Annotated in this window: 17 protein-coding genes and 1 pseudogene; 8 read left to right on the forward strand and 10 right to left on the reverse strand. The window is 59.4% G+C overall.

Annotation, left to right across the window (positions count from 1 at the left end; genetic code table 11):
- Positions 1-447: 447 nt before the first annotated feature.
- On the reverse strand, positions 448-1206 hold the full coding sequence (locus NKJ08_RS31530) for a hypothetical protein (RefSeq protein WP_352780651.1): 759 nt from the start codon (positions 1204-1206) through the stop codon (positions 448-450).
- Positions 1207-1232: 26 nt separating this feature from the next.
- The gene (locus NKJ08_RS31535) at positions 1233-3182 is read right to left on the reverse strand and encodes a CHASE2 domain-containing protein (protein ID WP_352780648.1); all 1950 of its coding nucleotides are present in this window, start codon (positions 3180-3182) and stop codon (positions 1233-1235) included.
- Between the two features lie 221 nt (positions 3183-3403).
- Between NKJ08_RS31535 and NKJ08_RS31540 the strand changes: the two genes are divergently transcribed.
- Positions 3404-4945 carry a caspase family protein gene (locus tag NKJ08_RS31540; RefSeq protein WP_352784985.1) on the forward strand — a complete coding sequence of 514 codons (1542 nt, stop codon included), beginning with the start codon at positions 3404-3406 and terminating at the stop codon, positions 4943-4945.
- A 57-nt stretch (positions 4946-5002) separates the two neighbouring features.
- Here the strand turns inward: NKJ08_RS31540 and NKJ08_RS31545 are convergent, their stop codons facing one another.
- Positions 5003-5395: a hypothetical protein gene (locus NKJ08_RS31545; RefSeq protein ID WP_352531738.1), complete on the reverse strand. Its 393-nt coding sequence runs from the start codon at positions 5393-5395 to the stop codon at positions 5003-5005.
- A gap of 330 nt (positions 5396-5725) precedes the next feature.
- On the opposite strand from NKJ08_RS31545, the gene NKJ08_RS31550 reads away from it, so the two are divergent.
- The gene (locus NKJ08_RS31550) at positions 5726-6190 is read left to right on the forward strand and encodes a hypothetical protein (protein WP_352780644.1); all 465 of its coding nucleotides are present in this window, start codon (positions 5726-5728) and stop codon (positions 6188-6190) included.
- A complete protein-coding gene (locus tag NKJ08_RS31555; protein ID WP_352780642.1) occupies positions 6127-7086 on the forward strand; it encodes an ankyrin repeat domain-containing protein in 960 nt (319 codons plus the stop codon). The genes NKJ08_RS31550 and NKJ08_RS31555 overlap by 64 nt, the downstream gene beginning before the upstream one ends.
- 1345 nt (positions 7087-8431) lie before the next feature.
- Here NKJ08_RS31555 and NKJ08_RS31560 read toward each other — a convergent pair.
- Both NKJ08_RS31560 and NKJ08_RS31565 read right to left on the reverse strand, forming a co-directional pair.
- Positions 8432-9040 carry a VOC family protein gene (locus tag NKJ08_RS31560; protein WP_352780640.1) on the reverse strand — a complete coding sequence of 203 codons (609 nt, stop codon included), beginning with the start codon at positions 9038-9040 and terminating at the stop codon, positions 8432-8434.
- A gap of 759 nt (positions 9041-9799) precedes the next feature.
- Positions 9800-10435, reverse strand: coding sequence for an SDR family NAD(P)-dependent oxidoreductase (locus NKJ08_RS31565; RefSeq protein WP_352780639.1), 636 nt, complete (start codon positions 10433-10435; stop codon positions 9800-9802).
- A 564-nt stretch (positions 10436-10999) separates the two neighbouring features.
- Between NKJ08_RS31565 and NKJ08_RS31570 the strand changes: the two genes are divergently transcribed.
- Positions 11000-11251: a DUF6074 family protein gene (locus NKJ08_RS31570; protein WP_352531748.1), complete on the forward strand. Its 252-nt coding sequence runs from the start codon at positions 11000-11002 to the stop codon at positions 11249-11251.
- A gap of 71 nt (positions 11252-11322) precedes the next feature.
- On the opposite strand, the gene NKJ08_RS31575 is transcribed toward NKJ08_RS31570, so the two are convergent.
- Positions 11323-11538 carry a hypothetical protein gene (locus NKJ08_RS31575; RefSeq protein ID WP_352784990.1) on the reverse strand — a complete coding sequence of 72 codons (216 nt, stop codon included), beginning with the start codon at positions 11536-11538 and terminating at the stop codon, positions 11323-11325.
- A gap of 224 nt (positions 11539-11762) precedes the next feature.
- On the opposite strand from NKJ08_RS31575, the gene NKJ08_RS31580 reads away from it, so the two are divergent.
- Positions 11763-15119 carry an AAA family ATPase gene (locus NKJ08_RS31580; protein ID WP_352780028.1) on the forward strand — a complete coding sequence of 1119 codons (3357 nt, stop codon included), beginning with the start codon at positions 11763-11765 and terminating at the stop codon, positions 15117-15119.
- Between the two features lie 210 nt (positions 15120-15329).
- Here the strand turns inward: NKJ08_RS31580 and NKJ08_RS31585 are convergent, their stop codons facing one another.
- Genes NKJ08_RS31585 through NKJ08_RS31595 form a run of 3 tightly spaced genes read right to left on the reverse strand, consistent with a single transcriptional unit; the run spans position 15330 to position 18518 of the window.
- The gene (locus NKJ08_RS31585) at positions 15330-15545 is read right to left on the reverse strand and encodes a hypothetical protein (protein ID WP_352785004.1); all 216 of its coding nucleotides are present in this window, start codon (positions 15543-15545) and stop codon (positions 15330-15332) included.
- Positions 15529-16629 (reverse strand): 3'-5' exonuclease, encoded by a 1101-nt coding sequence (locus NKJ08_RS31590; RefSeq protein WP_352784994.1) that lies wholly within the window; start codon positions 16627-16629, stop codon positions 15529-15531. The genes NKJ08_RS31585 and NKJ08_RS31590 overlap by 17 nt, the downstream gene beginning before the upstream one ends.
- Entirely contained in the window at positions 16626-18518 is a 1893-nt protein-coding gene (locus NKJ08_RS31595; RefSeq protein ID WP_352784997.1) for a UvrD-helicase domain-containing protein, read from the reverse strand. The genes NKJ08_RS31590 and NKJ08_RS31595 overlap by 4 nt, the downstream gene beginning before the upstream one ends.
- A 297-nt stretch (positions 18519-18815) precedes the next feature.
- Between NKJ08_RS31595 and NKJ08_RS31600 the strand changes: the two genes are divergently transcribed.
- The 3 genes and pseudogenes from NKJ08_RS31600 to NKJ08_RS31610 all read left to right on the forward strand — a co-directional run bounded on the left by NKJ08_RS31600 (position 18816) and on the right by NKJ08_RS31610 (position 24600).
- Positions 18816-19199, forward strand: a complete 384-nt coding sequence (locus NKJ08_RS31600; protein WP_352784999.1) for an SAM domain-containing protein — start codon at positions 18816-18818, stop codon at positions 19197-19199.
- Positions 19178-22324: an ATP-binding protein gene (locus NKJ08_RS31605; RefSeq protein ID WP_352785001.1), complete on the forward strand. Its 3147-nt coding sequence runs from the start codon at positions 19178-19180 to the stop codon at positions 22322-22324. Before NKJ08_RS31600 ends, NKJ08_RS31605 begins: the two co-directional genes overlap by 22 nt.
- 345 nt (positions 22325-22669) lie before the next feature.
- A pseudogene (locus tag NKJ08_RS31610) lies at positions 22670-24600 on the forward strand (adenylate/guanylate cyclase domain-containing protein).
- Between the two features lie 253 nt (positions 24601-24853).
- Here the strand turns inward: NKJ08_RS31610 and NKJ08_RS31615 are convergent.
- Positions 24854-25489: a recombinase family protein gene (locus tag NKJ08_RS31615; RefSeq protein ID WP_352531778.1), complete on the reverse strand. Its 636-nt coding sequence runs from the start codon at positions 25487-25489 to the stop codon at positions 24854-24856.
- Positions 25490-25801 lie beyond the last annotated feature (312 nt).

Genomic DNA, 25801 nt, shown 5'->3' on the forward strand with positions numbered 1-25801 from the left:
ACGGCCTTTCACAAAAGCCGTCTCGTTCATTTACGAAACTGACGTTACGGCATTTATAGTGCATTGCAATATTTTTGTGCGACGCACCATCCCTCTTCCAGCGTTTCGAGGGGGCATGCGGAGGGTCGGTGGCATCTCGAGATCGCCGGTTCTGCAGGAAGAACTATTCTGGACGGACCACCTGATCCCAGCATAGCCTTGCCAACACAGCACGACGTTTTGCCACTTGCGTATCTACTTCAGCCGCTATTCGGCAACCGTCCAAGTCTACGTCAACGAAAGCAATAAATTCGTGCGCCGCAAACTTTCAGTCGGCGTCCCCGCTGGGCGCAAGGCGATCGCTTTCCTTAGCGCGCCATCGAGAAGTTGCCTCGATATGGCGGTGGTTGACGCGAAGGCGCGCCTCTACCGCTTCCAGTGCGCCGTGAAGTGACCACCCCTGGTGGTCTATCGGTTAGCCAAGTTCCGGATCAGTGCGGATGCCTGAAGAAGACAACCGCTTCCTATCATCCAGGCATACAGTCCCACATGATCCGACGGGCTGAAGCCGGTGGGCAAATGCACGATAGGCATTCGAAACGACTTATCGTCGATCACCAACCCAACGGATCGAAGATCCGGTGGCACGTTTCCGGGAATTGCCAAAATTGGGGTGTCCTTGTCCCAGACCAAGCTTGTCGCCAGCGACTCTTCATTATAGCCAACAGAAACATCCGCCCGGTGCCCCGGTGGGCGCCAAAGCTCCAGTTTGAGATCATAAACGCAGCCTGTCAGACCATTTTCGACCGGCACCATCCAAGGTTCCAAGGTGGCGGCCGTCGTGTCGGAAACGCCACGAGATCCACCTATGGTTTGGAGCTGACCAGCGGCATTCCCCAATAGATCCGAAATCGCAGTCAAACTCGAAGAAGCGCCTGCCGCCCCGTTAGACGTTGATCCAGAACCCGATGCGTCGTCAGTCACCACAATATCCGCAGGTCCCGGCAACGCAGTGACCGAGCCATCGTCACCCATCAAAGTGACAGTCGATCCACCCTCGATATGCACGAGGTCGCCCAGTTTGAACAGTTTGCCGAGCTGAGGGCTGTCCGCGGGAGGATCGACAGCGACAACGACATACTCGCTGGCCGCAAGAGCGCTCGAGCAAGAACCAATTGCTGCCATAGCCGCAGCCAGTAGGAAAATGATTTTGGGTTGCCGATACATGACGCGCGTTCAACCATACGCTTGTTTTACTTGCCTTCAAGATAGATCCTATCGCCAGCCTCACCCTGCTTCAATCTCCCAAGGTGATAAGCAACGAGGCCATCGTTGGGATATTGAATGGCCAGCGATGCAAACGCAGCAGCGGCAGTCTTGTCGCGCGCGGACATCAGCAAATAAGCTTGCGAGTAAGCCTCCACCATCTCGCGATTCATACGCCCCTCCTCCAGCAACTCGAAGGCTGAAATCCACTCAGTCTTGCCTTTCAGACACAACACACCGGACCGCCGAAGCAGGTAGTCATCGGAAGAGTTCGCCACCTCCTCGCTGATGCAGTTCACGGTACCTAGAAACTTGTTCGCGCCTTCGAGCCTGGCAGCGGTGTTCACCGTATCGCCCATGGCCGTGTAGTTGAAGAATCGATTGCCCCCAAAATTTCCGACAACTGCCGGTCCTCGATGGACGCCGATACGAGTGACGCCAACGTCATGGCCTCTAGACTTTAGATCTGTCCGAAATCTTCGAGACATCGCGACGGTAGCAAGCGTTAGTTTTAGGGCCCTTTCGGCTTGGTCCTCCTGCACACCCGGTGCGCCAAAAAAACCAATGACTGCATCGCCTATTAGTTTGTCTATCGTGGCGCCATGTTCAATGAAGAGACCACAAACCGCCTCGAGGTATTCATTCAGAACCTTAGCAAATACCTCTGGTTCCGTCCGTTCGCCCAAACTGGTGAATCCTTCAAGGTCGGTGAACACGCACGTTATCAAGCGTTCGGATCCGCCGAGGCGCAGCGACGCCGGCTTGCTGACTAGCTCTGCCACGACTGCCGGGCTGAGATACTGAGAGAACGCGTTCTGGACGAAACGCCTTTCTTTCGAGTCCCGGTGCCATGCCAGAATTGCGACGAATCCGGAGAGCCCTAGCAGCAGCATCGACGGCGCGACCATAGGTAACAGAATTCCGGCCTTGGCAAACGCGGTTGCTTCTAAGATCAAAACCGAAACGACTGCGCCGATGATGACCACAGGTTTCACCAGCACTGATATGCGGAGCCAAGCGACCCAGATGCAGAGCGCCGTCGCGAGAACGAAGGGCGCAAACGCCGCCACCGCCTCTGGCGTAATGATTTTGTCGCCCTTGATCAATCTCGCCAGCGCATTGGCATGAATAACGACACCCGGCAGCGCTCCGGCAACAGAGCCGTTCAGCACGGCAAAGGGGGTTGCATGACGATCCTGCAGCGGGAGGTCAACGCCGATCAAAACGAACTTCCCGGCGAACCAAGCCGGGGGCGCGAAAGCGGCGGCGTGTGCCGGATATATTGTAAATCGTGCCGGATGAATGCCTGTAGCCCGATAGTAGACCATCTTCTCCGCAGCTTGCGATGCCGATATGCCGGCGGTCTGCGCGAGCGCTGATGCAAAGCTAGGTTGCCAGTTGCCATTCACCACGCGCCCTGGAAATTCTTCCCGCACAACCCCGTCGACCCTATCATGAGACAGGGCCGCCAGTCCGCGGATGGCGCTTGGCGCGAAGCGACTAAGGTACGACAGTTGCTTGTCGGTAAGGTCGTCCTCGTGTGATGCAGATGCGACAATTACGGGACTTTCGGCCGCCTCGATAACCTCAGCCAGGCGCCGATCCTTTTCCGCCTCGGTTGGCTGATCGAAAAGCAAGTCAATGCCTATTGTTCTCGGATGAGCTTTATCGATTCTCTGCACGAGGTCGGCCAAGGCACCCCGATCCAGCGGCGATCTATAGGGAAATCTTTCCAAGGTCTGCTCTGTGATCGTTACGATCACGATGTCTGTCGGGGGCGCGACGAAGGGCGAGATGGTCGTCATCAAGACGTCGCGCAGCAGTTTCTCGCCGGAGGGAGAGAATGTGGCAATGCAGGCTCCCAGAATGAAAAAGAATCCGAGCGATGTGAGAAGGCGCCCTTTTTGAACCTTTCCGATCGGCGTGAAGACGGCCAAGCTGCGTGCAATCCGTTTCGGTGTCTATCGGCGTGAATCTACACAGCATAGACCGCTGGCGAAGTGAGGGCTAGCGGTAGGCCCTTCGCTAAGTCCGTTGGACTGTCCGTTGGACTTGACACCGCGAAGCACCGGGCTCAGTCTCGCAAGACTGCTCCGGTTTTGTCCAGTCTATCGACTGGTGAACCCGCTGAATGAGCCGAGACTAAGGATATACAGCCATGATGGCGCTTCGCTTCGCCATTGCGCTTCTTCTAGTTTCGCTGAGCGCCCAAGCGTGGGCAGAACGGCGCGTCGCGCTGGTCATCGGTAATTCTGCCTATAGATACGCAGTTCCACTTTCCAATCCAAAAAATGATGCGGTGGATATGACCGCAAAACTGCAGGCGTTGGGCTTTGAGGTGGTTGCAGGCGAGGACCTCGATCTGAGCGGGATGCGCGGCACGGTTCGAGATTTCATCGGCAAGCTGGATGGTGCCGACATGGCGCTTCTCTTCTATGCCGGCCATGGCGTCCAGGTGAACGGCACCAACTACATGGCTCCCGTTGATGCGCGGCTATTCACATATAACGACCTCGACTTCGAAGCCGTGCCCATGGACCTCGTCTTGTCGGCCATGGAGCGAACCACGAAGGTCAACCTGGTGTTTTTGGATGCTTGTCGGGACAGTCCTTTTTCACAGAACCTTGGGCGCTCGATGAGTACGCGATCAGGGTCGGTCGGTCGGGGGTTGGCAAGGCTAGGCACGGGCGTTGGGTCGCTCATAGCCTTTGCAACGCAGCCCGGGAACGTTGCGCTGGACGGCGAGGGAAGGAACTCGCCGTTCACATCTGCGCTGCTGAAGAATCTTGGTACGCCTGGCCAGGACATCTCCCGCGACCTGATCAACGTCCGTAGGGATGTGCTTGAAGCAACCGACGGTAAGCAAGTGCCATGGGACAACTCCTCGCTGACGGGCGACGTCATTTTGCAACCGTTGTCCGAAAACACCGCTGTCACGACGGATGCGAAAGGAGGGGACGTAGAAGTCGCCTATTGGGAGACCATCAAGGAAAAGACGGACAAGCGCTTCTTTGAGGCCTATCTCAGACAGTATCCAAGCGGCGTCTTTGCGGCGTTAGCCAGCTTGAAGATCGACGAGATCGAACAGGCAGCAACAGATCGTGGCAAAGCCCCCTCGATTTCCATCGACGGCGTAGAGGTTGCAGAAGCTCATTCTGATGTAGATGTGACGCAAGCTTTGGCTGATCCGCGCGCGTTGACAAAGGCAACGCAAACAGAGCTAACGCGGGTCGGCTGCCTTGTCGGACAAGCAGACGGCAAATGGGGACCGGGAAGTCGGAAGGCTCTTCAAGCCTTTGCCGAGCAGCGGGGATTGAAGCTTGCGAGCCTGGAGCCGACGAAAGAGGTGTTGCGCGCAATCAAGAATATCCCAGAACGTGTCTGCGCTCCGGTCAAGGTAAAGGCTTTTGATGGCGCGTGGGCACTGACGCGGCGCGCACGTAATTCCGCCTGCGATTACACTGAACAGTCAACGACAATCTTTATCGATGGAACGGAAATTTCCGCGATGGTGCCTTTGGCCGGAACAATCACCGCCGACGGGGCGTTCGATATCTATTTAAGTTTCGTCGATGACGATGGTGCGCCAAGGCAAAACCATATCACTGGCAGGCTTCAAGGTGCGAAAGGAAGCGGTGAGTTTTCTCGAGTCGGAGGCGAGTGTGCAGGTGTCGTAAGCCTTGACAAGCGTACTGAATAGGGCCGGCATTTGCGGATCCGTGCAAACGCCGACCAAATCATTCGGACATAGTCCGTCTCATTGAACCAACGTTGAAGTCGCGTGGACTTTGCCGTCGTCGCGCACCTCGTAAAATTTGTCGTTGTCAATGTAGATAAAATGACAAACTGGTTTACCTTGGTCTTCAGAACAGGCCTTTTCACCGTCGAAAGTCAATGGAACTTTGACCTTTATCTTAGTTTTGTTGTTCACCAAAGCTTCGCCAATGATCTGTTTTTTCTTCCAGTTCCAGACGAGAGTGGCAGTTATATCAGCTCCAGCGTCATATATTATTACATTTACCTTTTTCCCATTAGCAAAAGTCTTAAATTCTTCCATAGATGCTTTCTTCGCGCTGCTTGGTAGATCCTCGGCCCAAGCGGACATAGCAAGTGAAAACGTAGCTGCGACAACAAGCGATAACAGTTTCATCCTATCCTCCCCATCCCCCGCCGGTTTGACTGACATGTCTACATATTCTTCAGCGAGGAGACTGAAAATTATCATGACAACAAACTTTCAAGAAGCGGAAATCAGCGCGTCCTAGATGTCGTTGGGGACATTTGCATCTCGGACGTACTGAGAACCTTTGCCATTGCCCGAAAGCGGCCACACCGAGAGCGAGGTCCCGCCACACAGCAGCAGCGTCACTTTCCGTGCGTCCCATAACCTGAAGGTAGCAGGTTCAAATCCTGCCCCCGCAACCAGCTTAACCTGCCGAACAAGAGCCCCATTGCCTTTTGGTGAAATCCAAGTTGGGTTATGGTGGCTGCAGGGAAGAGCGCGATGCTCCGGTCAATTTTCCTCGCCACCCTTCTTGCTGCCGCCACAGCGCCGGCCGCAGCCTACCCCAACGCCGCGAATTACCTGATCGCCGAACAGATCGCTTCGGCTTGCGAGGGCAATGTGGGAGAGATTGCCCCCGGCTCCGTGATCGAGCGCGATCTTACCGGCGAGGGCAAGGCGGATCTCATCACAAGCCACGAGGGCATAAGCTGTTCAGCAGGCGCGTCAACGAGCCGGAGCAGTTTTTGCGGCGCGCAGATATGCGCGGTGAACATCTATGTGCGGCGGGGCTCGCTTCTGGAGCTCAAGACTGAAATGCTCGGGGTGGGCGTAAGCGTCGGCGAAGGGCAGGTCCCGGAAATCCGAATGCACGCCACATGGGGGCGAAGCGGCGACGCTCAAATGGGATGGGCGGGAGTTTCGGTAGGGGGAGGCAACTGATGCGCGCTGGAATGCTGTTGTTGATTTGTTTCTGTTTGATCCCGCTGACATCCCAGGCGGCAGCCATTCACGACGCCGCCAAGAAGGGCGACATCGCGGCCATCGCGGCGGCGCTGGATGCGGGGGCAAACGTCAACGACTTTGACGGTATTGCAACGCCGCTCTTTTACGCGGTCAATAGGCAGCATCTTGAAGCGACCGAATTGCTGATCGAGCGCGGCGCAGACGTCAACGCCGGGTCGAAGATTGGGGGGCCGCCCCTGATGGCGGCGGCCGCTAGAAACCGGCTTGAATTTATCACGCTGCTGTTGGTGCATGGCGCAAATCCGAACTCGACCGCGGGGAAGCAGACCCCCCTTCATGTGGCCGTCAAGCATGGCTGCCTCGACTGCGTCACGGCGCTGGTCGAAGCGGGCGCTGATGTGAACGCCCGAACAGCGGACTCCTTCGCCCGGACACCGATCCATCTCGCCAGATTTTACGAATATTCCGAGATATCCGACTATCTCATGGCGCATGGCGTCATGCTGCCTAAGCCCGCACCGATTGCCACAAAGTTGGCTGCGGCCGATGTCGAGAAGGGCCGGATTTATTTCGGCGGAAATTGCGACGGGTGTCACAACAACGAACCAGGCAAGGGCCGCAAGACTGGTCCGAACTTGTGGGAGGTCGTCGGCCGCGACAAGGCATCGGTGCCGGAATTCAATTATTCCAAGACTTTGCGGGATTGGGAGGGCGCGTGGACTTACGAGGATCTGAACACCTTTCTCTATGATCCCGTCCTCACCACGCCCGGTGTCCTCATGGAAATTTCCGGCGTTCCCGACGAGACCGAGCGTGTTAATCTGATTGCCTATTTGCGTACGCTAAGCGACAAGCCGATCCCTCTGCCCTAAGTCCCGGCTGATGCGCGAGTGCGGCATGCAACTCGATGTGCTTCCACAGCTCCGCTTCGGTCTGGGTGTAAATGACCCAGGACATGATTCCATTCGTGGGTAATGTTTGCAGCTATACGAACAGCCCGTGGCCGGGCCCCCCTGTGGGATCAGATTAGCTCTCGTACCGATTTGACGCCACGAAATCCAAAGATCGTTCGCCGCGACCTCGCTGTGACTCGGCGCCGAACCATGACCCCACGCAAATCGCCCGTATGCTATTGATATCGCGCTCATATCGGGCGCTGAAAGAGGGTCGACACCGGCGCCGGTCGTGACCCTTTCCTGGGTCAAGAAAAGCGGAATAAATCAAACGGTTCACCCACATTGGGGCAGGGGTCACGGTTTGGCGCCGGTTCACAGTGGTGGCGGTAGCCGTCGGGCGGCACTGGGCGCGGCGCTATCCGCGTCTCAGCCGCAGCTCGCGCGTGGCTCCCGGATCATATCGAGTCAGGCGGGACAAGAAAACAGTTCTCATGCTCTTGGGTCGGATGGAGGCAAATATGATAGTCGCCATCCTGCGACGGAATCTCATCACCATATGGAATGAAATATCGCTGTTGACGCGTGATCTTCCGATGATCCCCGGGCCTCAGGATCACAACCCAGCCACCGGGACGAACATGAACCGCGCCGTTTGGGATTCGCTGACACTCGCCATGTTCGGCGTCGCCGTGACAGCAGGCCGGCGGATAGCTCCATCCGGACGGGGCATCATGTGCGCTCGAGGGAACCAAGAATCCTAACGACGAAAGGGCCGCAAGGACGAACGCGGCAGGGGCTTGGCGCCGCGGCATTCCCTTTTCCGATTGCCGCTTCGGCCACATGTTGAAGCAATTATACGCCTGTTATTAGCATTAGCTAATAAAAAGGTGCTGACGCGTCATCTTATGCACCCGTTCTTGCGTTCCGTTTCGGCATGCTGTCTACCCGGTTCTATCCCGGTAGTGTGTCTCCCCGCGTTATTGCTGTTCGAGTAGGCAACAACGGCGGTCCGGAAAACAAAGTATCGGAAAAATTGGCCACGAAGGTAATTGTCGATTTGAGAGCTATCACCTGACCGGGCAGCACACGGGCGGGATCGGCCACCCAGGCCGCGTCGTCGCAGTTTGACGAGTTCGGCCTGGCCGGAACTCCAACGGCAATTGGGCGCCACCCTTCAGCGTCAGGATCGGCGCCGCGGTGGTCGGTGCCGGGGATGCGCACGCCCTGCACTTCGATCGAGCCGCCGAGGGCGCTGGCTCCTCGATCAGAGAGTCACTATTGCGTCGATGCTACCATATCAAATGACGTCGCAAGCCAATCCTCATAGCGGCAGCTCCTTGCCCGCCTGCTCCGCTACCATGTACGCAGCGTACCAGTCCGGCCAATTCTCATCACGCTGGCCGCCGGTCCGCTTCTCGTGCTCGCCATGGGCCACAGACGCACGCCGGAACGCCGCTGCGAGCTCGGTCGACGAGGCGAATGTGGTGTTGTCGGCGTCGACACGCCCTGGAAAGCGTTGGGTGACTTCCTGCAACAGCCATTGGTTTCCATCTGGATCGCTGAATGTGGCGTATGAGGTGTAGCTGCGCCGCTCAGGGTCCGGTCCGCTGACACGGCCTTCACGGCCGGCATAGTGGTACACCTCGCTCACGTCGACACCGCGATCGGCGAGTTCGGCGCGCGCTGCCCCGATGTCCGACACGACGAGCTCGCCAACGTGTTCGAGGACATCGAGCTCGATCCGGGCATAGAGCCCCGGTGTGACCCCTGAGCCGAAAACTGTCGAACACGGGGAGCCCGGAGGCGTAAACTGGATTACATGAAATTCGTCGCCTGTGATGTCGGCGTCCAGTCGCCAACCCAAGCCGCCATAGAAGTGCTTGGCGCGGTCGACATCCGAAACGGGAATGACCACGACCTCGAGCTTCAAGTCTACCCCTCACGCTGCCGGGGTCGCGATTGCGGCTTCGCCGCGCTCCTGAATATCGTCCATGACGATCTCCTTGGGTTTTGGATGCGTTGCGTTATCTTCAACGCCACGCGCCCTGCCGGTGCCGGTGGTGGCTGTTCATGCATGCAAGCGGGATTTGAGGCACGGGGCCGCAACTATGCCGCCGAACCTCTTGATGCTCTTCTGGATGTGCACATATCCGGTAACGCGAATTCGCGCCCGCTAATCCGAGATGGACTTCGCGGCGGACGAAACGCGCCCTACGTTTTGGCAGGCTGGTCGCTAATCAGCCAAAATATTGGCGGCTAAATATCCTAGCATTCCTATTGTATTGCAGCAAATCAACTCCCACGCATCAAAGGAAATTTTCCAGGATATATTTCACTAACCATATGTTTTTTTCCCTAGAGCGAATCGGCACAGCTAAGCTCGTCGTCGCTTCGGTTCCAGAAGACACCGACAAATCCTTACGCGTCCTGATCCCGACGTCCTGTTGTCAGCAGTCCAGAATTGCCCTTCGGTCTGACGGAGAGAGCGTCCGCTCAGAGTCATGGGTGTGAAGCCAACCGAGGGCGAGCGAACCTCCGCTGGGGGTCAATTCTTCCGGTTTCTCGAAAAGGAAGGATGCACCAGAAGCGGCCATCGCGACGGGTATCATTGAACAACCGAAATTTGGCCGTTTGTGAACTGTCCGCTGCCAAGCTCGCACTCGGATCGCAGACGTCCGTTGCGAGCCGTTCAACGTTGTCCTCCTGACACGGTGAGGACTTCCCCCGTCATCCAGGCCGACGCGCGGGAGGCCAGGAAGATGGCGACCGGACTCAGATCGGAAGGTCGGCCGGGTCGCTTTTCCAAGGGCGTCGCGGCAATGAGGTGCGCTTCCTGCTCGCTGCCCTTCAAACCGATTGCCCGCGCGCCTTCCGTATCGATGTAGCCCGGCATGATGGCATTCACCCGGATTTTCCGTTCGGCGAGTTCGAGAGCCAGCACCTTCGTTATGGCGTTCACCGCGGCTTTGGACGCGGAATAGACGGCGCCACCGGGCGCATTCCCCAAGGCGGATAGGGAGCTGATGTTGACCACGCTACCGCCTTCGGGGTTGAAGTTTGCAACGGCAACCCTGGTGGTGGTCAGTAGGCCGAGCACATTGGTGTTGAAGATGTGATGAATGTGCGCCTCATCGATATCGGGCAGCGCTTTGAAGTCGAACACTGCGGCGTTGTTGACCAAAATATCGATCGGCCCAAATCTCGCCACCACCTCGACCACCATGGCTTCGATATCTGCGGTTTTGGCCAAGTCGCCTTGAACAGCGATCGCCTGCCCACCCCGCCTTGATCTTCCGCACCCTCGTCCGCTTCTGGGTGCCAACATTTCAATCCAAAGCGTCCGGCATGCGGCGCAAAGCTGCCCTCCACCTCGCGGCAGACGTACCTCGGCTAGGGGTCAGGGGTTAGCCTTCAATTTCTCTGGCGGAAGGCCCATTGAGGTCCGAATCCGGTCGTTTGAATTTTACAGCTGCGATCACGGCGGAAGTCACTGGCGGTTTAGTGGATTCCCTCAGCAGGTTGTAGATCGAGCCGCCCTTGACGTTTATATGCTGCCCAAGGCGCGGCGGGCAGTGCCGAATCCGCGCGCTCAGCCTCGGTGAGTGAATTCCACCACTGCCGGCGCTAGAGCCTGCCTGCCCTAAGATGGCCTGATCGGCTGTACCGCATCGTTCCCTGCGCGATCCCCCCGCCGCCTATCATTTTCGACGGACTTCTTGAACAGGAACTCAAACTCGCCCATGCCGCCGCGTCCAGTGGCTGTTCGCGGCACCGTCCACCCAGCCTAGCGGACGCTTTATTCCATTGCTGACCACTGTCAAAAAGCGCTGTTAACCAAATTTTTTAGCCCGCCAATGCTTATTCGCGGGACTGAAGGATGAGGTGAACGATGTGTGATTCAAACATAAGCGCGTTTCCGCTGCATCGGCGGCGGAAGTTGGTCGAAGGTATCGCGCGAGTCCTGGAATCCAAGAACGGGGAGGACGCGAATGCCTTCTGGCGCAGTACCGCCAAGACAATTCTCGTTCAACTGTCCGAATCAGGAATTGCACCCGGGCTCGCGGAACAGGAAGTTGGAACACTTCTTCATGCTGTCTTGGGCGATATAGCCACCCGGAGTGCAGCGAAACTTGCGCAATAGCATCGGCTCACTACGATATCTCCGCGTGGAGACACCCCGGGGGCTCCGCAAGCGTAGCACCACTGTATCCGTCAAATGCAAGGTTTCTCAGTGCGGATGAAAAGATCACCGCGTTCGTCGAAATTATGCGCGAATGTGCTCTCGGGCGAGATACGGTCCGCCTCGCCTGTCCGGCGGTCATCGACCAAATCGAGGTAGGCGATGCGGAAATCCGCATTCATGGAAGGCCGACGGACCTTTTCCACGAGCTGAACCCGCAAAACCAATGAGCCGCCGTTGAGTTCCACACTGCACTCTTATGTAACAGACCCAAGGTTGATTGACGATCCTCTCCCAGGTCCACCCGGTTCCGAACCGGCACAACGCGCCAGGAGCTGACGTTAGCCCGGGCAATCGGATTGTGAGCATTTTGGTGCAGCGCGGACGAAGCTCGTCCGCGCCTGACCACAAAGGGCGACGCATTCTTAGGCGGTCGGATTGACAATTTGAGTATCTGCGTTTGACTGTCTCGATGGATCATCAGCAGGGCGGCAAGAAGATCGCTTCATGGCTGCAAGGCTTGGGCCTTGAGCAGTATGCCGACGCATTCATTGACAACGACATTGATCCGGCAATTCTACCTAAGCTCTCCGACGATGACCTTAGGGAGCTTGGCGTAAAATCTGTTGGTCACCGGAAAAAGATCCTGACCGCCATCGCTGAGCTCTCGCATCAGGCGGACCAACCACTCCCGGCGAGCGAAGAGGCTAAGCGGAATGCTCACCACGGTGCAGCGCCAAAGCGCGAAGCGAATGAGGCCGAAAGGCGGCACCTCACGGTCATGTTCGTCGACCTCACGGGATCGACCGCCCTAGCGTCGACGCTCGATCCCGAGGATTTACGCTCCGTCATAATCGCGTATCAATCGTTGGTCGCCGCAGAGGTCGCCCGCTATGACGGCTATGTCGCCAAATACATGGGCGACGGCGTCCTTTGCTACTTCGGCTGGCCACACGCCCACGAGGAGGATGCCGAGCGGGCAGTCCGCTCTGGACGCTCCATAGTGACAGCTGTCGCTAACTTGCGTACTCCCGCGCAAGTGCCGCTCGCAGCCAGAGCGGGCATTGCCACGGGACTGTGTGTCGTCGGAGACGTTATCGGAACGGGGTCCGCACGAGAAGAAGCCGTTGTTGGCGAAACCCCCAATCTCGCCGCCCGGCTACAGGCCCTGGCCCAGCCGGGGTGTGTTGTGGTCTCCGAGAGCACGAGAAAGTTGCTCGGCGGAGTATTCGCGGTCGAGAGCCTGGGTCCGCTAGAACTGAAGGGAATTTCAGTCCCTGTCTCACCGTTTGTGGTGGTTGGGGAACGGGCCGTCGAGATACGCTATGACGCGCGCCTCTCGAGCGCGCCTCAACTCATGATCGGAAGAGACCTCGAACTCGGCCTCGCTCTTGAACGTTGGGGGCAAGCGAAGAGAGGTGAAGGACAGCTCGTCCTGCTTAGCGGCGAGGCAGGCATCGGCAAATCTCGCATCACCCGTGCCTTGATAGACACAGTCTCTCAAGAGAACCCTGCGCGGGTGAGCTATCAGTGCTCCCCATACTACTCCGGCTCGCCGCTCTATCCTGCTGTTCAGCACCTTCGCCGCGCTATCGGTATTGAAGAAGCCGACGACGATGGGGAGAAGCTCAGAAAGCTCCAGCGCACCAAAGGCCTAGCGAATCCGTTGCTGCCCATATTTGCCTCCCTGATCGATCTTAAATGCTACGAGAGCGATGCTCTGGCGGGCCTAAATCCGCAGCAACTGCGAGCGCGCACGCTTGACGGATTAGTGGATGACATCCTTGGCGCTGCAGCAAGGCGGCCTTTGCTGTTCGTGATCGAGGACATCCACTGGATTGATGCGACAACGCTCGAATTGTTGGATCAATGCGTCGACCGGATTCAGAACGCTCGGGTCATGATGATGGTGACCACAAGACCCAGCTTCGAACACGGTTTTGGCGGACATCCCATAGTGACCAAATTGGCGCTTAATCGCCTTGGCCGTGAACAGACCACGGCTTTTATCGAGAAGCTCGCTGGCGATATTCGATTACCACCCACCATTGTAAACAAGATTATCGCCACGACTGATGGTGTGCCGCTGTTCATCGAAGAGCTGACAAAGAGTGTTCTCGAAACCCACCAATTCGATCGCGTCGCCGTCTTCGAGGAAGACCATGCCAGGTCGGCAGATCTCGACATTCCGCTAACGCTGCACGATTCGCTGATGGCTCGCCTCGACCGATTGCAGCCGGTCAAGGAAGTTGCGCAAATGGCGGCATGCATCGGCCGCGAATTCCGCCAGGACCTCCTTGGATCGGTCACGCGGCTCAGCGCTGTCGAGTTGGAAGAGGCACTCGATAAGCTTGTGGATGCCGAGCTCGTCTTCCGCCGCGGAAGGGGGTCGGACGCACGATATACGTTCAAGCACGCGCTCGTTCGCGATGCTGCCTATCACAGCATGTTGAAGTCGGTGCGCCAGGACATACACAGCAGGCTGGCGGACAAACTCGGCTTGGAGTTGACGGTCGAACCGGAGCTGGTTGCACATCACCTAATAGCGGCAAGGCGGTATCGCGAGGCAGCTGAATGCTTCCTCCAAGCTGGGCGCGCCGCCGCCGCGCGATCTGCCAATGCGGAGGCAGTCGCGCATTTCACGAGCGCCCTGGACGCTTTAGAAGAGGTCACTCACTCGGGCGATGCAAATGAGCTTGAACTCGGAATCCGGATTGAAATGGGCGTCCCGCTGAACGCGTCGGCTGGATATGCGTCGGAGAAGGTTGAAGCGAACTTTCTTCGCGCCGAAGAGCTTTGTATATCCACGGGCCTCAGCTCCAACCTCTTTTTTGTCCGGCGCTCCCTTTGGAACTTCTACCTTGACCGGCCTGACCTTCACCGGAGTCGAAACCTGGCCAAGCAACTCCTTGCCGAAACCTCGGGCGGAGAAAACGTTGAGGAAACGACGTTGGCACATCGGGCGCTCGCCACGTCCTATTTCTATCTCGGCGCCATTGGGGATGCTGCACGGGAAGCCGAGGCTGGAATCAACGCCTGGGCGACCTCCGATAGGGATTTCGATGTCGTAAGATATGGAGAGGACGCCCCCTCGATTTGTCGCAGCTATCTAGGCATCGCGCAGGTCTTGGGAGGGCGGGTCGATACCGGGCTCGCCAATTGCGCGTCAAGCGTTGAATCCGCGGAGCGGCTCGATCATCCGCTCAATCTGGCATTTATCCTCATGAACCTCGCTCTTGCCCGACGTCTCCGCAATGAGCCGGCCGAGTGCCGTGCGATCGCTGAACGGATGCTCATTTTAGCTGACGACCGCAGACTGGCATCCTGGTCCGGCGGTGCTCGCACTCTGCTCGGCTGGGCCATCGGCAGCGACCTGCCCGACGAAGGGCTCAGAATGCTGCGAGATGGCATTAACCGATGGCGCTCGACTGGCTCGGAGCTGCACTTGCCACACTTCTATTCGTCGATGGCGGACATTTGCCTCCAGCATCGATGGATCGATGAGGGTCTCATGGCGATCGAGAATGCTGTCGAGGCGATGGACAAGACCGACGAGAGATGGGCGCAGGCTGAAGTCGAACGTATTCAGGGTTGCTTGGTCGCCAAGGTGGATGTGACCCGAGGGATGGAAGTCCTAACCAAAGCCTGTGATACTGCGATAAGCCAGGGCGCGCGTTGGTTGGCGGTTCGTGCTGCAACCGAGTTGGTCAAGCTCTCAAAAGGTTCGGGCCAGGAGCTCCGAGCTGAATGGCGGAGTCAGCTTCGGATTAGCGAGATCGCTGAAGGCTTAGAAACCTCGGTCATCCGCGAAGCTGCTGCTATTCTCTAGGTCACCGCACATCGATAGGCTAACTAGCAGGTCCTGGGCCGACGAGCGGGCCGAGCTAAGCTGCCATCTAAGGTCAAAACCGAATTCGACCGCCTGGGCGATTGTCCGGAGATCTGCTCGCGAGGTCTGGTTGTGGGGCAGAGCGGCTGATGCTTGCCCACCCATGAGTGTCCGCTTCGGGTCAAATGCGTGAATTCGACATCATGCGTTTCAATCGGCGCGGTCACCAGGCTGCACCCATCGCACAGTGCCGAGGGTCATATAGACCAACGCGCCGCGGCGAGCCCCGGTTGTTCGCAGGTAGTCCTCGAGTTGACCTGCGTGAATTCGCATGTCCTCCTGCGTCGGCGCGATGTCGCTTTTCCAGTCGAGAACGACCGCGGCGCGACCGTCGTCTAATGCGACGGCATCAAATCCGTCCGGCAAGCGCTGTGGGTTCGCTTGCATCGGCGAGCAAGGCGTAGATCGGCCATTCTGGGACGAGACGCGGTCGCAGGGCGGCGATCTCCGGAAGATCCAGGGTTCGCCAGGCGGTCGAGGCGATTTCGTCGGGTTCGGGAAGACCGGCCTCGTCTTCGCGATCGATCACCAGTTCTGCGATAAGCTCCCGGGCGCGATCGGCGAACCCGGCAAGGTCTTCACCAAGTTCGCCAGTCAGGACCTCCTCCATCACCTTATGCAAGACGAGTCCTCGGACACGTCCTGCGCCGATTGGCAGCTCCGTCTCCGGCGCCTCGCCAGAATCGATCACGATCGCCTCGGTCACAGGCATGCGATCGGGATCCTGGTTGCTCGGCTGAAGCCATCTGAGCGGGACTGAAGCGGCGGCGATGGCCGCGCGCTCCGCCTCGAAAATCTCCAGCGTCTGTCCGTTTGGCGGATCAGCCACCACAGGGCGTGCCGCCGGCGCAAAACGCGAAAGATCCAGCAGCGGTAGGTCATGGTGGGCCAGGTGGACAATTCGCGCCCAGGACCTCTGCTCCGCCTGCGGTAGCTCAGGAACGATGAGGAGTTCGCGAGCCCGAGTGCACGCGACATACCAGAGGCGCTCGCGTTCGCGGGCAAGGCTTTCATCATCCGACGCAAGCGCCAGCAGAAGATCGGGCGGGACGACGTCGCCTATGACCCAGTGCAGCGTATTATCCGATGCGCGATGCACGAACGGCTCGCGCGAGCGGAGCAAGGTGGCTGTGTTGATCGGGATCACCACCGGCCATTCCAGCCCTTTCGCGCTGTGAATGGTGATGATTTCAATGGCATCGCCTTCTGCATCGACCCGACCCTCGCTCGCCGCAACTCCCTGCTTCCAATCCTTGGTGATGTCACGGACGAATCGCTTGAGGCCTGTGACGCCGTAAGGCCGCGCCCTTTCGAGGAACGCTTCGACGTTCGCAGCCGCGCGGGCGCTGCGATCGCCTTCGCGCGCGGCGAGAATGGGTCGAATGGCTAGCCGCTCGGCAGCCTCGGCCAAAAGCAACGCCGGTGTCGTCGTTCGCGCTCTCGCTCTCAAGTCCCGCAGGACCGAAAGCGTCCGCCGCGCGATCGGATGCGTGACGTCACTGGGTCCGTCAGCAGCGAGAAGCGCGGGATGGCGTTTGGGCGATCGGGATCTTGGGGGAGCGACGCCGTGACATCGAGGAGCTCCTCGTCAGTCAGGCCGACTAGCGGGCCGCGCATCAGTGCGCCGAAGGCCAAGGTGTCGCCGGCGTCGGCGAGCACACGAGCCAAGGCGAGCATATCCTGCACTTCCTGACGTCGGAACAGGCCCTTGCCCGCTTGGGACGCGATCGGCAGGCCGCGCTGTTCCAGCGCGCGTTCAAAGCGCCAGAGTTCGGTGCCTGTCGGCGCAAGCAGGGCTATTCCGCCGGCGGTGAGCGGAACCATCAAGCCGTCGTCGTCGCGAACGTGCAGATTGCCGATGAGCCGCATGCAGAGTTCAGCGACGACCTCTGCCTCGGCATCGCGGATGTGCTCTGACCGCGAATTGGGCGGCACGTCGACGGTGATCCTGGCTGCACACGGAAGGTCGTGGGTAGGGGGATCTATGGTCGCCGTGAGCGCCACATAGCCAGGTTGCCCGACGCCAGAAAATGGCGTCTCGAAACAGCGGTTAACATGGGTGAGAATGTCCGGTCGGGAGCGGAAATTCGCGGTGATCTGAATGATGTTGTCCGGCCACCGCCGTTCGATTGCGGCACGCGCCTGCGCATAAGATCCGACATCCGCGCCGCGGAACCGATAGATAGCCTGTTTCGGGTCGCCGACCATGAAGAGCGCCCCAGGCTTCAAGACGCTGTCCTGCCAGTGCGGCGCGCGGTCTTCGGCGGCGATCAGAAATAGGATTTCTGACTGGATGGGATCGGTGTCTTGGAACTCGTCCACGAAGATATGGCGGTAGCGGATCCCGAGAGCACGGCGCACGGCATCATGGTCGCCGACCAGAGCCTGCGCCCGTTCCAGAAGATCGTCGAAATCGAGGACGGCGGCCGCGCGTTTAAACGCGGCGTAGTCGTCAAGCACCTCGTCGAGTTCATCGGACAGACTTGCAACAAGTGCCGTGGCGATGCGGCCGAGCACCACTCGGTAGCAGTGGTCGACCCGGTCGAAGTGTTGGCCAGCTTCCTCGTTGAGCTGGTCGCCCAGATTCTTGCCGGCGACCTTCTCCCAGGCCGATTTCCGTCTTGGCCTGATTAGATCGAATGTGTTCTTCCGCATGCAGGAAACTCGAATCGGATGGGCGAGCGCCCAGAGCCGGGGAAAATCGGGCGGCGTCTCAAAGCTGCCGGCGTAAAAGTTTGCCAGCGTCTCGAGCTCGCCCAGCAGCTCGAGCGTTTTGGGCTCGACGGGTTGAGCGACTATCCAGCGCCGGAAATCCGCGACCGCTTCGACCAGATCGATGTCCGGATGGCCGGTGAAGTCGGCAGGCAGCGCCCGCGCATCGCGATGCTTGAGACGAAAGCGCGCCAGTTCCTGAAGGGTGGAGACAACGCGGCGGGGGTCTTGGCGCGACAAGACTGCGATCGGATCGCTTGGCCGCTCCGGACTGTTGAGCCGCCGTTTGAGCCATTGCTCGAATACGGAGTCAAACGCAGCGGCGGCCTGGACCGCATCCAGCATCTGCGCGCCTGGGTCAATATCAGCCTCGACCGCGTAGCTTGAGATGATGGTCTGGCAGAAGGCGTGGATCGTTGCGGTCGTAAGTTCCTCGAGTTTGGCAGCGGCGGCGGATATTGCGTGCCGCTGAGCCGCGTCGAGGCCATTGGGCAGAGCTTCCCGCAATGGGGCCGGCACACGTTCGGCCAGAAGTTCGTTGACGTAGCGATGATGACGGCAATCGCCGCCTGATCCACGCCCCGCCAGCAGCCTCATCGCTGCCACGCTCAAAACAGCACCCGTCATACGCAATCTGCAATCGCGTTTTCACACGACCTCGACCCGAAGTGGACCTTCGATTGAGTTTCAGGAAGGTCCGCAGCGGGTCAAAAACCGCTCGTTCCGAAATGGTTCGATCACCCCAACTAGATCATTCAATCCGGCGGTTAGGATCAACTTCAGCGACCATCCTCCCGGCGCTTTGTCAAGTGCTCAAGACGTGATCGAAACGACCGCAGTATCCTGAGTTTTTGTCGCTCGCTCGGCAGCATATTGAGGTAGACTGAAACAACTTGCCGTGACGATTCCGATGGGGGGAGACCCATGGATGTTGGCAGCTGGCTGCGCAGCTTGGGACTTGGTCAATACGCTGCTGCCTTTGAAGACAACGCGGTCGACGCTGAAACCTTGCGCGAGTTGACTGCCGAAGATCTCAAGGAGCTCGGCGTCAGCCTCGTCGGCCCGCGGGGCCCGCCGCTTGCCGGGCGGGCCCCCCCACGCGCCACAACCGTCGGGAGCCGCCACACCACCCCCGACGAGACAACCCCCCCGGGGGTGGGCCCCCCTGGGGCCGGCGCGGGCGACGGGGTGGGGGGGGTGCGCCCACGCTCGCGGACAGACCTGTCTCGAGCGGCAACTACACCCAGTCGGAGAATCCCGACCGGGGTAAGGGCACCGATGGCGACGTGGCTGAGCGTCGCCAATTGACAGTCATGTTTTGCGATCTGGTCGGATCAACGACGCTTTCGGCGGAGCTCGATCCGGAGGATCTCCGCCAGGTGATTGGCGACTACCAAGCCGCCGTGACTGAGGAAGTCACCAAACTCGGCGGTTTCGTCGCCAAGTACATGGGCGACGGCGTTCTTGTATATTTCGGCTATCCGCACGCGCACGAGGAAGATGCCGAACGGGCACTGCGGGCCGGTCTCGCCCTCGTGGAGCGGATCGGCCGTCTTAAATGGCGAGAGACTAGGCTCTCAGCGCGAGTCGGTATAGCAACCGGTATAGTAGTCGTAGGCGATCTGATCGGCCACGGCAGCGCACAGGAGCGAGGGGTGGTGGGTGAGACGCCCAACCTGTCCGCCCGCCTCCAGGCAATGGCCAGGCCCGGAAGCGTCCTGAGCGACGATACGACGCGAAGGCTCGTTGGCGAGCTTTTCGAGTGGCGTGATCTCGGTGCTGTTGAGGTCAAGGGCCTTCCGACCCCTGTACGGGCGTGGGAAGTGGCTGGGCTGAGCACGATCAACAGTCGCTTCGAGGCACTGCACGCGACGCGGCTCACTCCAATGATAGGGCGCGACGAGGAACTCGGCCTATTGCGGCGCCGCTGGGAGCGTGCCAAGGCCGGCGAAGGACAGGTCGTGCTTGTCTCCGGCGAAGCGGGTATTGGCAAGTCCCGCCTCATCGCTGCAATACAGGATAACGTCGGCGACGATCCGCTTACGACCTTGCGCTACTTCTGTTCACCGCATCACCGCGACAGCATGCTGTATCCCTTCATCGCGCAATTGGAGCGTTGGGCAGACTTTGCGCGGGATGACCGTCCGGCGGCCAGGCTCGATAAGCTGAAGAATTCGGTCGGCGCCCTTCCCGCGGCACCGCCTGACACGCTCTCCCTCCTGGCCGACCTCCTCGGCATAGCCGATGAGAGCATCGCGCCGGTCACGGCCGATCCGCCGCGCAAGCGCGAGATGATGCTCTCGCTATGGCCTCGGCTGTTCGAGGCGCTGACAAGGGATCGACCGCTGCTCGTCCTCTTCGAGGATGCGCATTGGACGGATGCGACATCGCTTGAGGTGCTCGATCGCGCGGTGTCGCAAATCGCTCGCCTTCCTGCCCTGCTCGTCGTGACATTTCGGCCTGAGTTTCAACCCTCGTGGATTGGCCAGCCTGCCGTTTCAGCGACCTCCCTCTCGAGGCTGCTGCCCCACCACACGAGCGCACTCATCGCAGGGGTCACACGCGGCAAGCCATTGCCTCCTGAGATTCTAGGCCACATCGTTCACCGTACCGACGGAGTACCGCTGTTCGCTGAGGAACTGACCTCCATGCTTGTCGAGAGCGGGATGCTTCGAGAGGAGGAGGAACAGTTCGTTCTCGATCAGCCGCTCCCGGCGTTGGCGATTCCCGCCAGCCTGCAGGCTTCACTCATGGCCCGTCTCGACCGCCTCGCTCCGGTGAAAGAGATCGCGCAGATTGGCGCCGCGATCGGCCGCGAGTTTTCCTACGAACTGCTTGCCGCAGTTGCGCGCCGTACAGATGCTCAACTGACCGGTGCACTCGACCAGCTCACCGAGGCAGGCCTCGTATTTCGTCGCGGGACGCCTCCGAACGCCAGCTACATCTTCAAGCATGCCCTTGTGCAGGACGCCGCCTACAACACGCTCCTGCGCGCCCGGCGGCGGGATCTGCACGCCAGAATCGGCCATGTGCTCGAGGCAGGCTTCCCTGAAATCGTAACTTCACAGCCCGAACTTCTTGCCCATCACTTCGCAGAGGCAGGCCTCGACGACGCTGCGATAGATTACTCGCGCAAGGGTGGCGAGCGTGCCCTTGAGCGCTCTGCAAATGCAGAAGCGGCCGCGCATCTCGAGCGAGCGATCCGCCAGCTCGTTACGTTGCCGGAAAGTAAAGAGCGCAACCGTCGCGAATTACCACTACAAATGGCGCTCGGCTCGACGACGAGGGCTCTGAAAGGACACGCGGCTGACGAGACTTTGAAGGTCTACAACCGCGCACGCGCGCTCCTGGACGAGACCGTCCCCGCAAAGCAACAAATGGCAGTGCTGTATGGCGCTTGGACCGTGCCCGCGGTCCGTGGCGACTGGGTGTCCGCGCTGGAGATTGCCAGGCAATCGCTCGCGCTGGCGCAAAGCGATGACGACCCCGAAGCTGCTGCCTTCGCAAGCCGCATGAACGGAATCGCGCTTTGGTTGACAGGATCCTTAGAGGAGGCCGTGCCGCATCTCGAGCGAGCAGTCAGGCTCTATGCGCCAGGATCAGGCAACGTCACGGACCTTCGCTACTCACAGGACCATGCCGTCTGGGCCCTCTCGGTCCTGGCTTTGGTGCTGTGGTCGCTTGGCCATCCCGACCGGGCAACTGAAGCAGCGGTGCGCTCGCTGGAATGGGCGAGAGCGATCAACCATGGAATGACAACCGGGTTCTCCCTCAGCTTTGGCTCTGTGCTTTGGGGTTTCTTCCAGGAGGGGCCGCGGCCAGGCGGCGCCGACGCCGATGAGGCCCTCGAGTTCTGCATGGAGCACGACCTCAGATCATACATCTCATGGGGACAATTCTACTGCGGCCTGGCGCAAGTGCGCCATGGAGAACACCACAACGGACTCGAACTGATGCGTGCCGGGATGTCCGGCATGGACAAGATCAACTTTCGGATCCTTTGGACGGCCCATCTCGGCCACCTCGCCTGGGCGCTTGCGTCGGCAGGTAAAGTCGGGGAGGCGATGGACGTACTCTCGAAGGCACTCCGGGCCGTCGACCAGTACGGCGAGAAAGCGTACGAGGTGGAGCTTCACCGCCTCCGCGGCGACTTGCTCTGGCAAAGGGGCGCAGTCAAGGAAGCAGAGATCGAGTTCTGCAGAGCGGTTGAGATCGCGCGGGCTCAAAAGGCGAAGTCGTGGGAGCTCCGCGCCGTCACAAGCCTTGCACGGCTACACGCCGAGCGAGGACATAGGGCTCAGGCCCTCGAAGTCCTCTCGCCGGTCCAATCTTGGTTTATCGAGGACTTCGACACAGCCGATCTACGGGCCGCCAGGACACTTCTCCAAACATTGGAGCTAGACGCTGAAGTTTCAATCCACCGGGTTCGGTGACGCAGATTTATGGAGTCTTCTCGGGTATGAGCAAAGATCGCAAGCGCTCACCTGAGGGTGCGCCGACAACCGCATAGTCCGAGCGCCAACGTTGCTCATTTGGCTTGCCCTTGGCGAAGGTCCCGTTTGGGGCCGGCTTCGGCTGTTCAGCCGTGGCCAGCAAGTGGCAGTTTGTGGCGCGTCCTCCCGGTTCAGGAACGGGAAAATCTGACCCGTTGAAGACGTTCATCCGCACCCGGTCGAAAGTCAGGAACGGCTGACGAGCGGTCATTCACCGCGCGGCCAACGGCGCGTTCTGGCTCCGACGCTTCCATGGGTGTAGGGTTGTGCCATAAAGAGGCGCATATGGCGGTTCCCCCTCTCAATCGGAAGCTGCTGGCGATCCTGGCGGCCGATATGGTTGGCTACTCGAAGGCGATGGAGGCTGATGAGGCCGGCACCATCGCGCGACTGAAGGCCATGCGCGCTGAGTTGATTGATCCCACCATCTCCCAGCGCCATGGCCGCGTCGTCAAGCTGATGGGCGATGGCGCGCTTGTCGCCTTCGACAGCGTGGTCGATGCGGTGATCTGCGCGGCCGAAATTCAAAAAGCTGTGGCCGTTCGCAATGGTGGATTGCCGGAGCATGAGCGGATTGTGTTCCGCATCGGGATAAATCTTGGCGATGTGGCGCTGGTTGATGGCGATGTGTATGGCGACGGCGTCAATATCGCCGCTCGCATAGAGCAGCTTGCCGAGCCGGGCGGGGTAATGGTGTCAGGTACGGCCTACGACCATTTGCAGGGCAAGCTTGATTGGCCACTCGATTTCGTTGGCGAGCAGCAGGTCAAGAATATCAACCGCCCCGTGCGGATGTACCGGCTGAGGCTCGATGGCAAGCGGGCGCGCTGGACCTTTCGCAAGGCGATGCCGCGCTGGACCAGGACGGCTGCGGCGGCCCTCGTGGTGCTGGCTCTGGCGGGTGGAGGGACCTGGTGGTTCTTTCAGCCCGCGCCACTGGGGGCCAAGCCGTCGGTCGCGGTGCTGCCCTTCAATAATTATGGCGGCGACGAGGCCACCGGGCGTTTGGCCGATGGCTTGACTGAGGATATCATCACCGACCTCGCGCGGTTTCCCGAACTTGAGGTCGTGGCCCGGAATTCGACGGAAGTTTACAAAGGCAAGCCGGTGGATGCCCGCCAGGTAGCAAGTGCGCTCCATGTCGGCTTCGTACTGGAAGGCTCTATCCAGCGGCAAAATGGGCGGGTGCGGGTCACCGCGCAGTTGATCGATGCACAAACCGGCAACCATCTTTGGTCGGATCGTTGGGACCGGCCCGCTGAGGACGTTTTCGCCGTCCAGACCGAGATCGCAGAGCAAAGTCACCAACCGTCTGGGCGGCGGCGTAGGGTTGATTCAGGCGGCCGGGCGGGCCGCGGCCAAACGTAAACGACCTGAAAACCTGAATGCTTATGATTATTATCTGCTCGGGACCGAGAAGATTGAAAAGATCACCATAGCGGATGAGGAGGAGGCCATCGCGCTTCTCAACCGCGCCGTTGAGCTGGACCCCGGGCTGGCCCGCGCCTGGGTAGAACTTTATCATGCTCATGGTATATTGGCTGGCTTCGGTATCAATCCCGAAAGCGAGATCAAGGCGGCTGCCGATGTGGCCGAACGCGCGGTGCGGCTCGATCCAAGTGACGCTGAGGCACACGCCGTGTTTGGTATGAGCCTCAGCCAGAAGGGCGACAACGCCCGCGCCAAGGCTGAGCTGGACACGGCCCTTCGTCTTGCTCCTGGTTCGTCCGAAATCCTGACATTCTATACCGGCTATGCGGCACGCTTCAATGAACCCGAACGCGGCGCTCAGATGGTCGACCAAGTAATGCGGCTCGACCCGAACTACCCGATGTGGACGTCCAACTTCTTCGCCCCCTGCCTATTTTATGGCCGGCCGATATGAGGACGCGTTGAAGATGCTGGAGCGCATGACGCCTAACAACTACGACAAGTGGAAGTGGGTGGTGCTTAGCAGCTCCCTTGCGGCTCTGGGTCGAATGGATGAGGCGAATGCTTCGGTTAGGGAAACTCTCAAGCAGTACCCGGACCTGACCGTCGAGAGCATGATTAATGAAGTCGGCTTGAGCACTAAAGAGCGCAGCCGGTTTATTGAAACAATGCCGCTCGCCGGCTTTCCGGCTTGCGCCAAGCCCGAGGCGCTGGCGAAACTCGCCAAACCTGTGCGATTGTCGGAATGCGAGGCGGGGGAGGCAAAGCCTCTCGGGCAGCCATAGAACACCCTTGTGCAAAGAAAGGCGAGGGCCGCTGCTCGCCAGCGCGCGAACGGCGCGCGTTGCCAGGAACGACCGCTGTGCATCGAAAGCGACAGTTCACTGGCCAAACGATGAATGGCGGCAAGTGGCGCTTCTTTCTCGTTCCGATTGAGGGAAGCTGCGGAAGAAAACCACCTCTCGCGACCTTCCCTTGTCGCGAAAACTCCCGATCAAAGCGACGGTTTTGCAACTGACTTTTGCACAGTCGCAGAACTCAACTTTTGCGACAACTCCCGCTTTCCTTCTGATGTCGAGCCCAGACGCGCTTCACCTGCGCTTCGCTGCAGCCGGTCAGCTTCGCCGTCCTGCTGATACTGTTGCCGCCAGACCGGAAGACAATAATGCGTTCGTGTGTCACCAGGTCAGCTTGACGTCCGGCATATTTCCCGCCCGCCTTTGCCAATTCGATGCCTTGCCTCTGGCGTTCGCGACGATCCTCGAAGTCGTCTCGAGCCATTTGCAGGGCGAGCTTCAGCAACATTTCCTGAATGGACTCGAGCACGATCTTGGCAACGCCGTCAGCGCTGGCCGCGATGTCGCTAAGATCCACCACACCAGGTACGGCAAGACGAGCACCCTTATTCCGAATTGTTTCGATCAGCTTTTCAGCTTCAGGCAAAGGCAGACGACTGATGCGGTCTATCTTCTCGGCAACGACAACCTCCCCCGGCTGAAGGTCCGCGATTGGACGAAGCAGCTCCGGCCGGTCGGCGCGAGCGCCGGATGCCTTCTCGCGGTAGACGCCGGCGATGTAGTACCCGGCATCCCTCGCCTCAGCGATGATCGATTCCTGGCGATCGAGATCCTGCCCTTGCGTACTGACCCGCAGATAAACACGAGCAACGTGCATGTCCCCCTCCTGCTCGGCTCATTTAGATTACCTCAATGCGCTCTGGCTCAGAATTCCGGGCAAGCGGATAGCCCCATAAGCTGGGTCAGAAATGCGCCGCAGCAACCGCCATGGTTGCGGGGGTCGCGAAACTGCCTATTGTGGGACGGTGCAAAAAGCAGACGCAAAACCGTCGCTTTGATCCGGACTTTTGCGAAAACCAGGCGGCCGGAATCAACGCACCTTACTCGTTCCAGTGGACGAGGCGAACAGCAACAAACCATCCATCTCGGCCATTGGCGGCAGCCAGTTGGTAGAGTTTGACCCTAGAAC

This window comes from Mesorhizobium sp. M0244, from assembly GCF_040321795.1.
Taxonomy (GTDB): domain Bacteria; phylum Pseudomonadota; class Alphaproteobacteria; order Rhizobiales; family Rhizobiaceae; genus Mesorhizobium.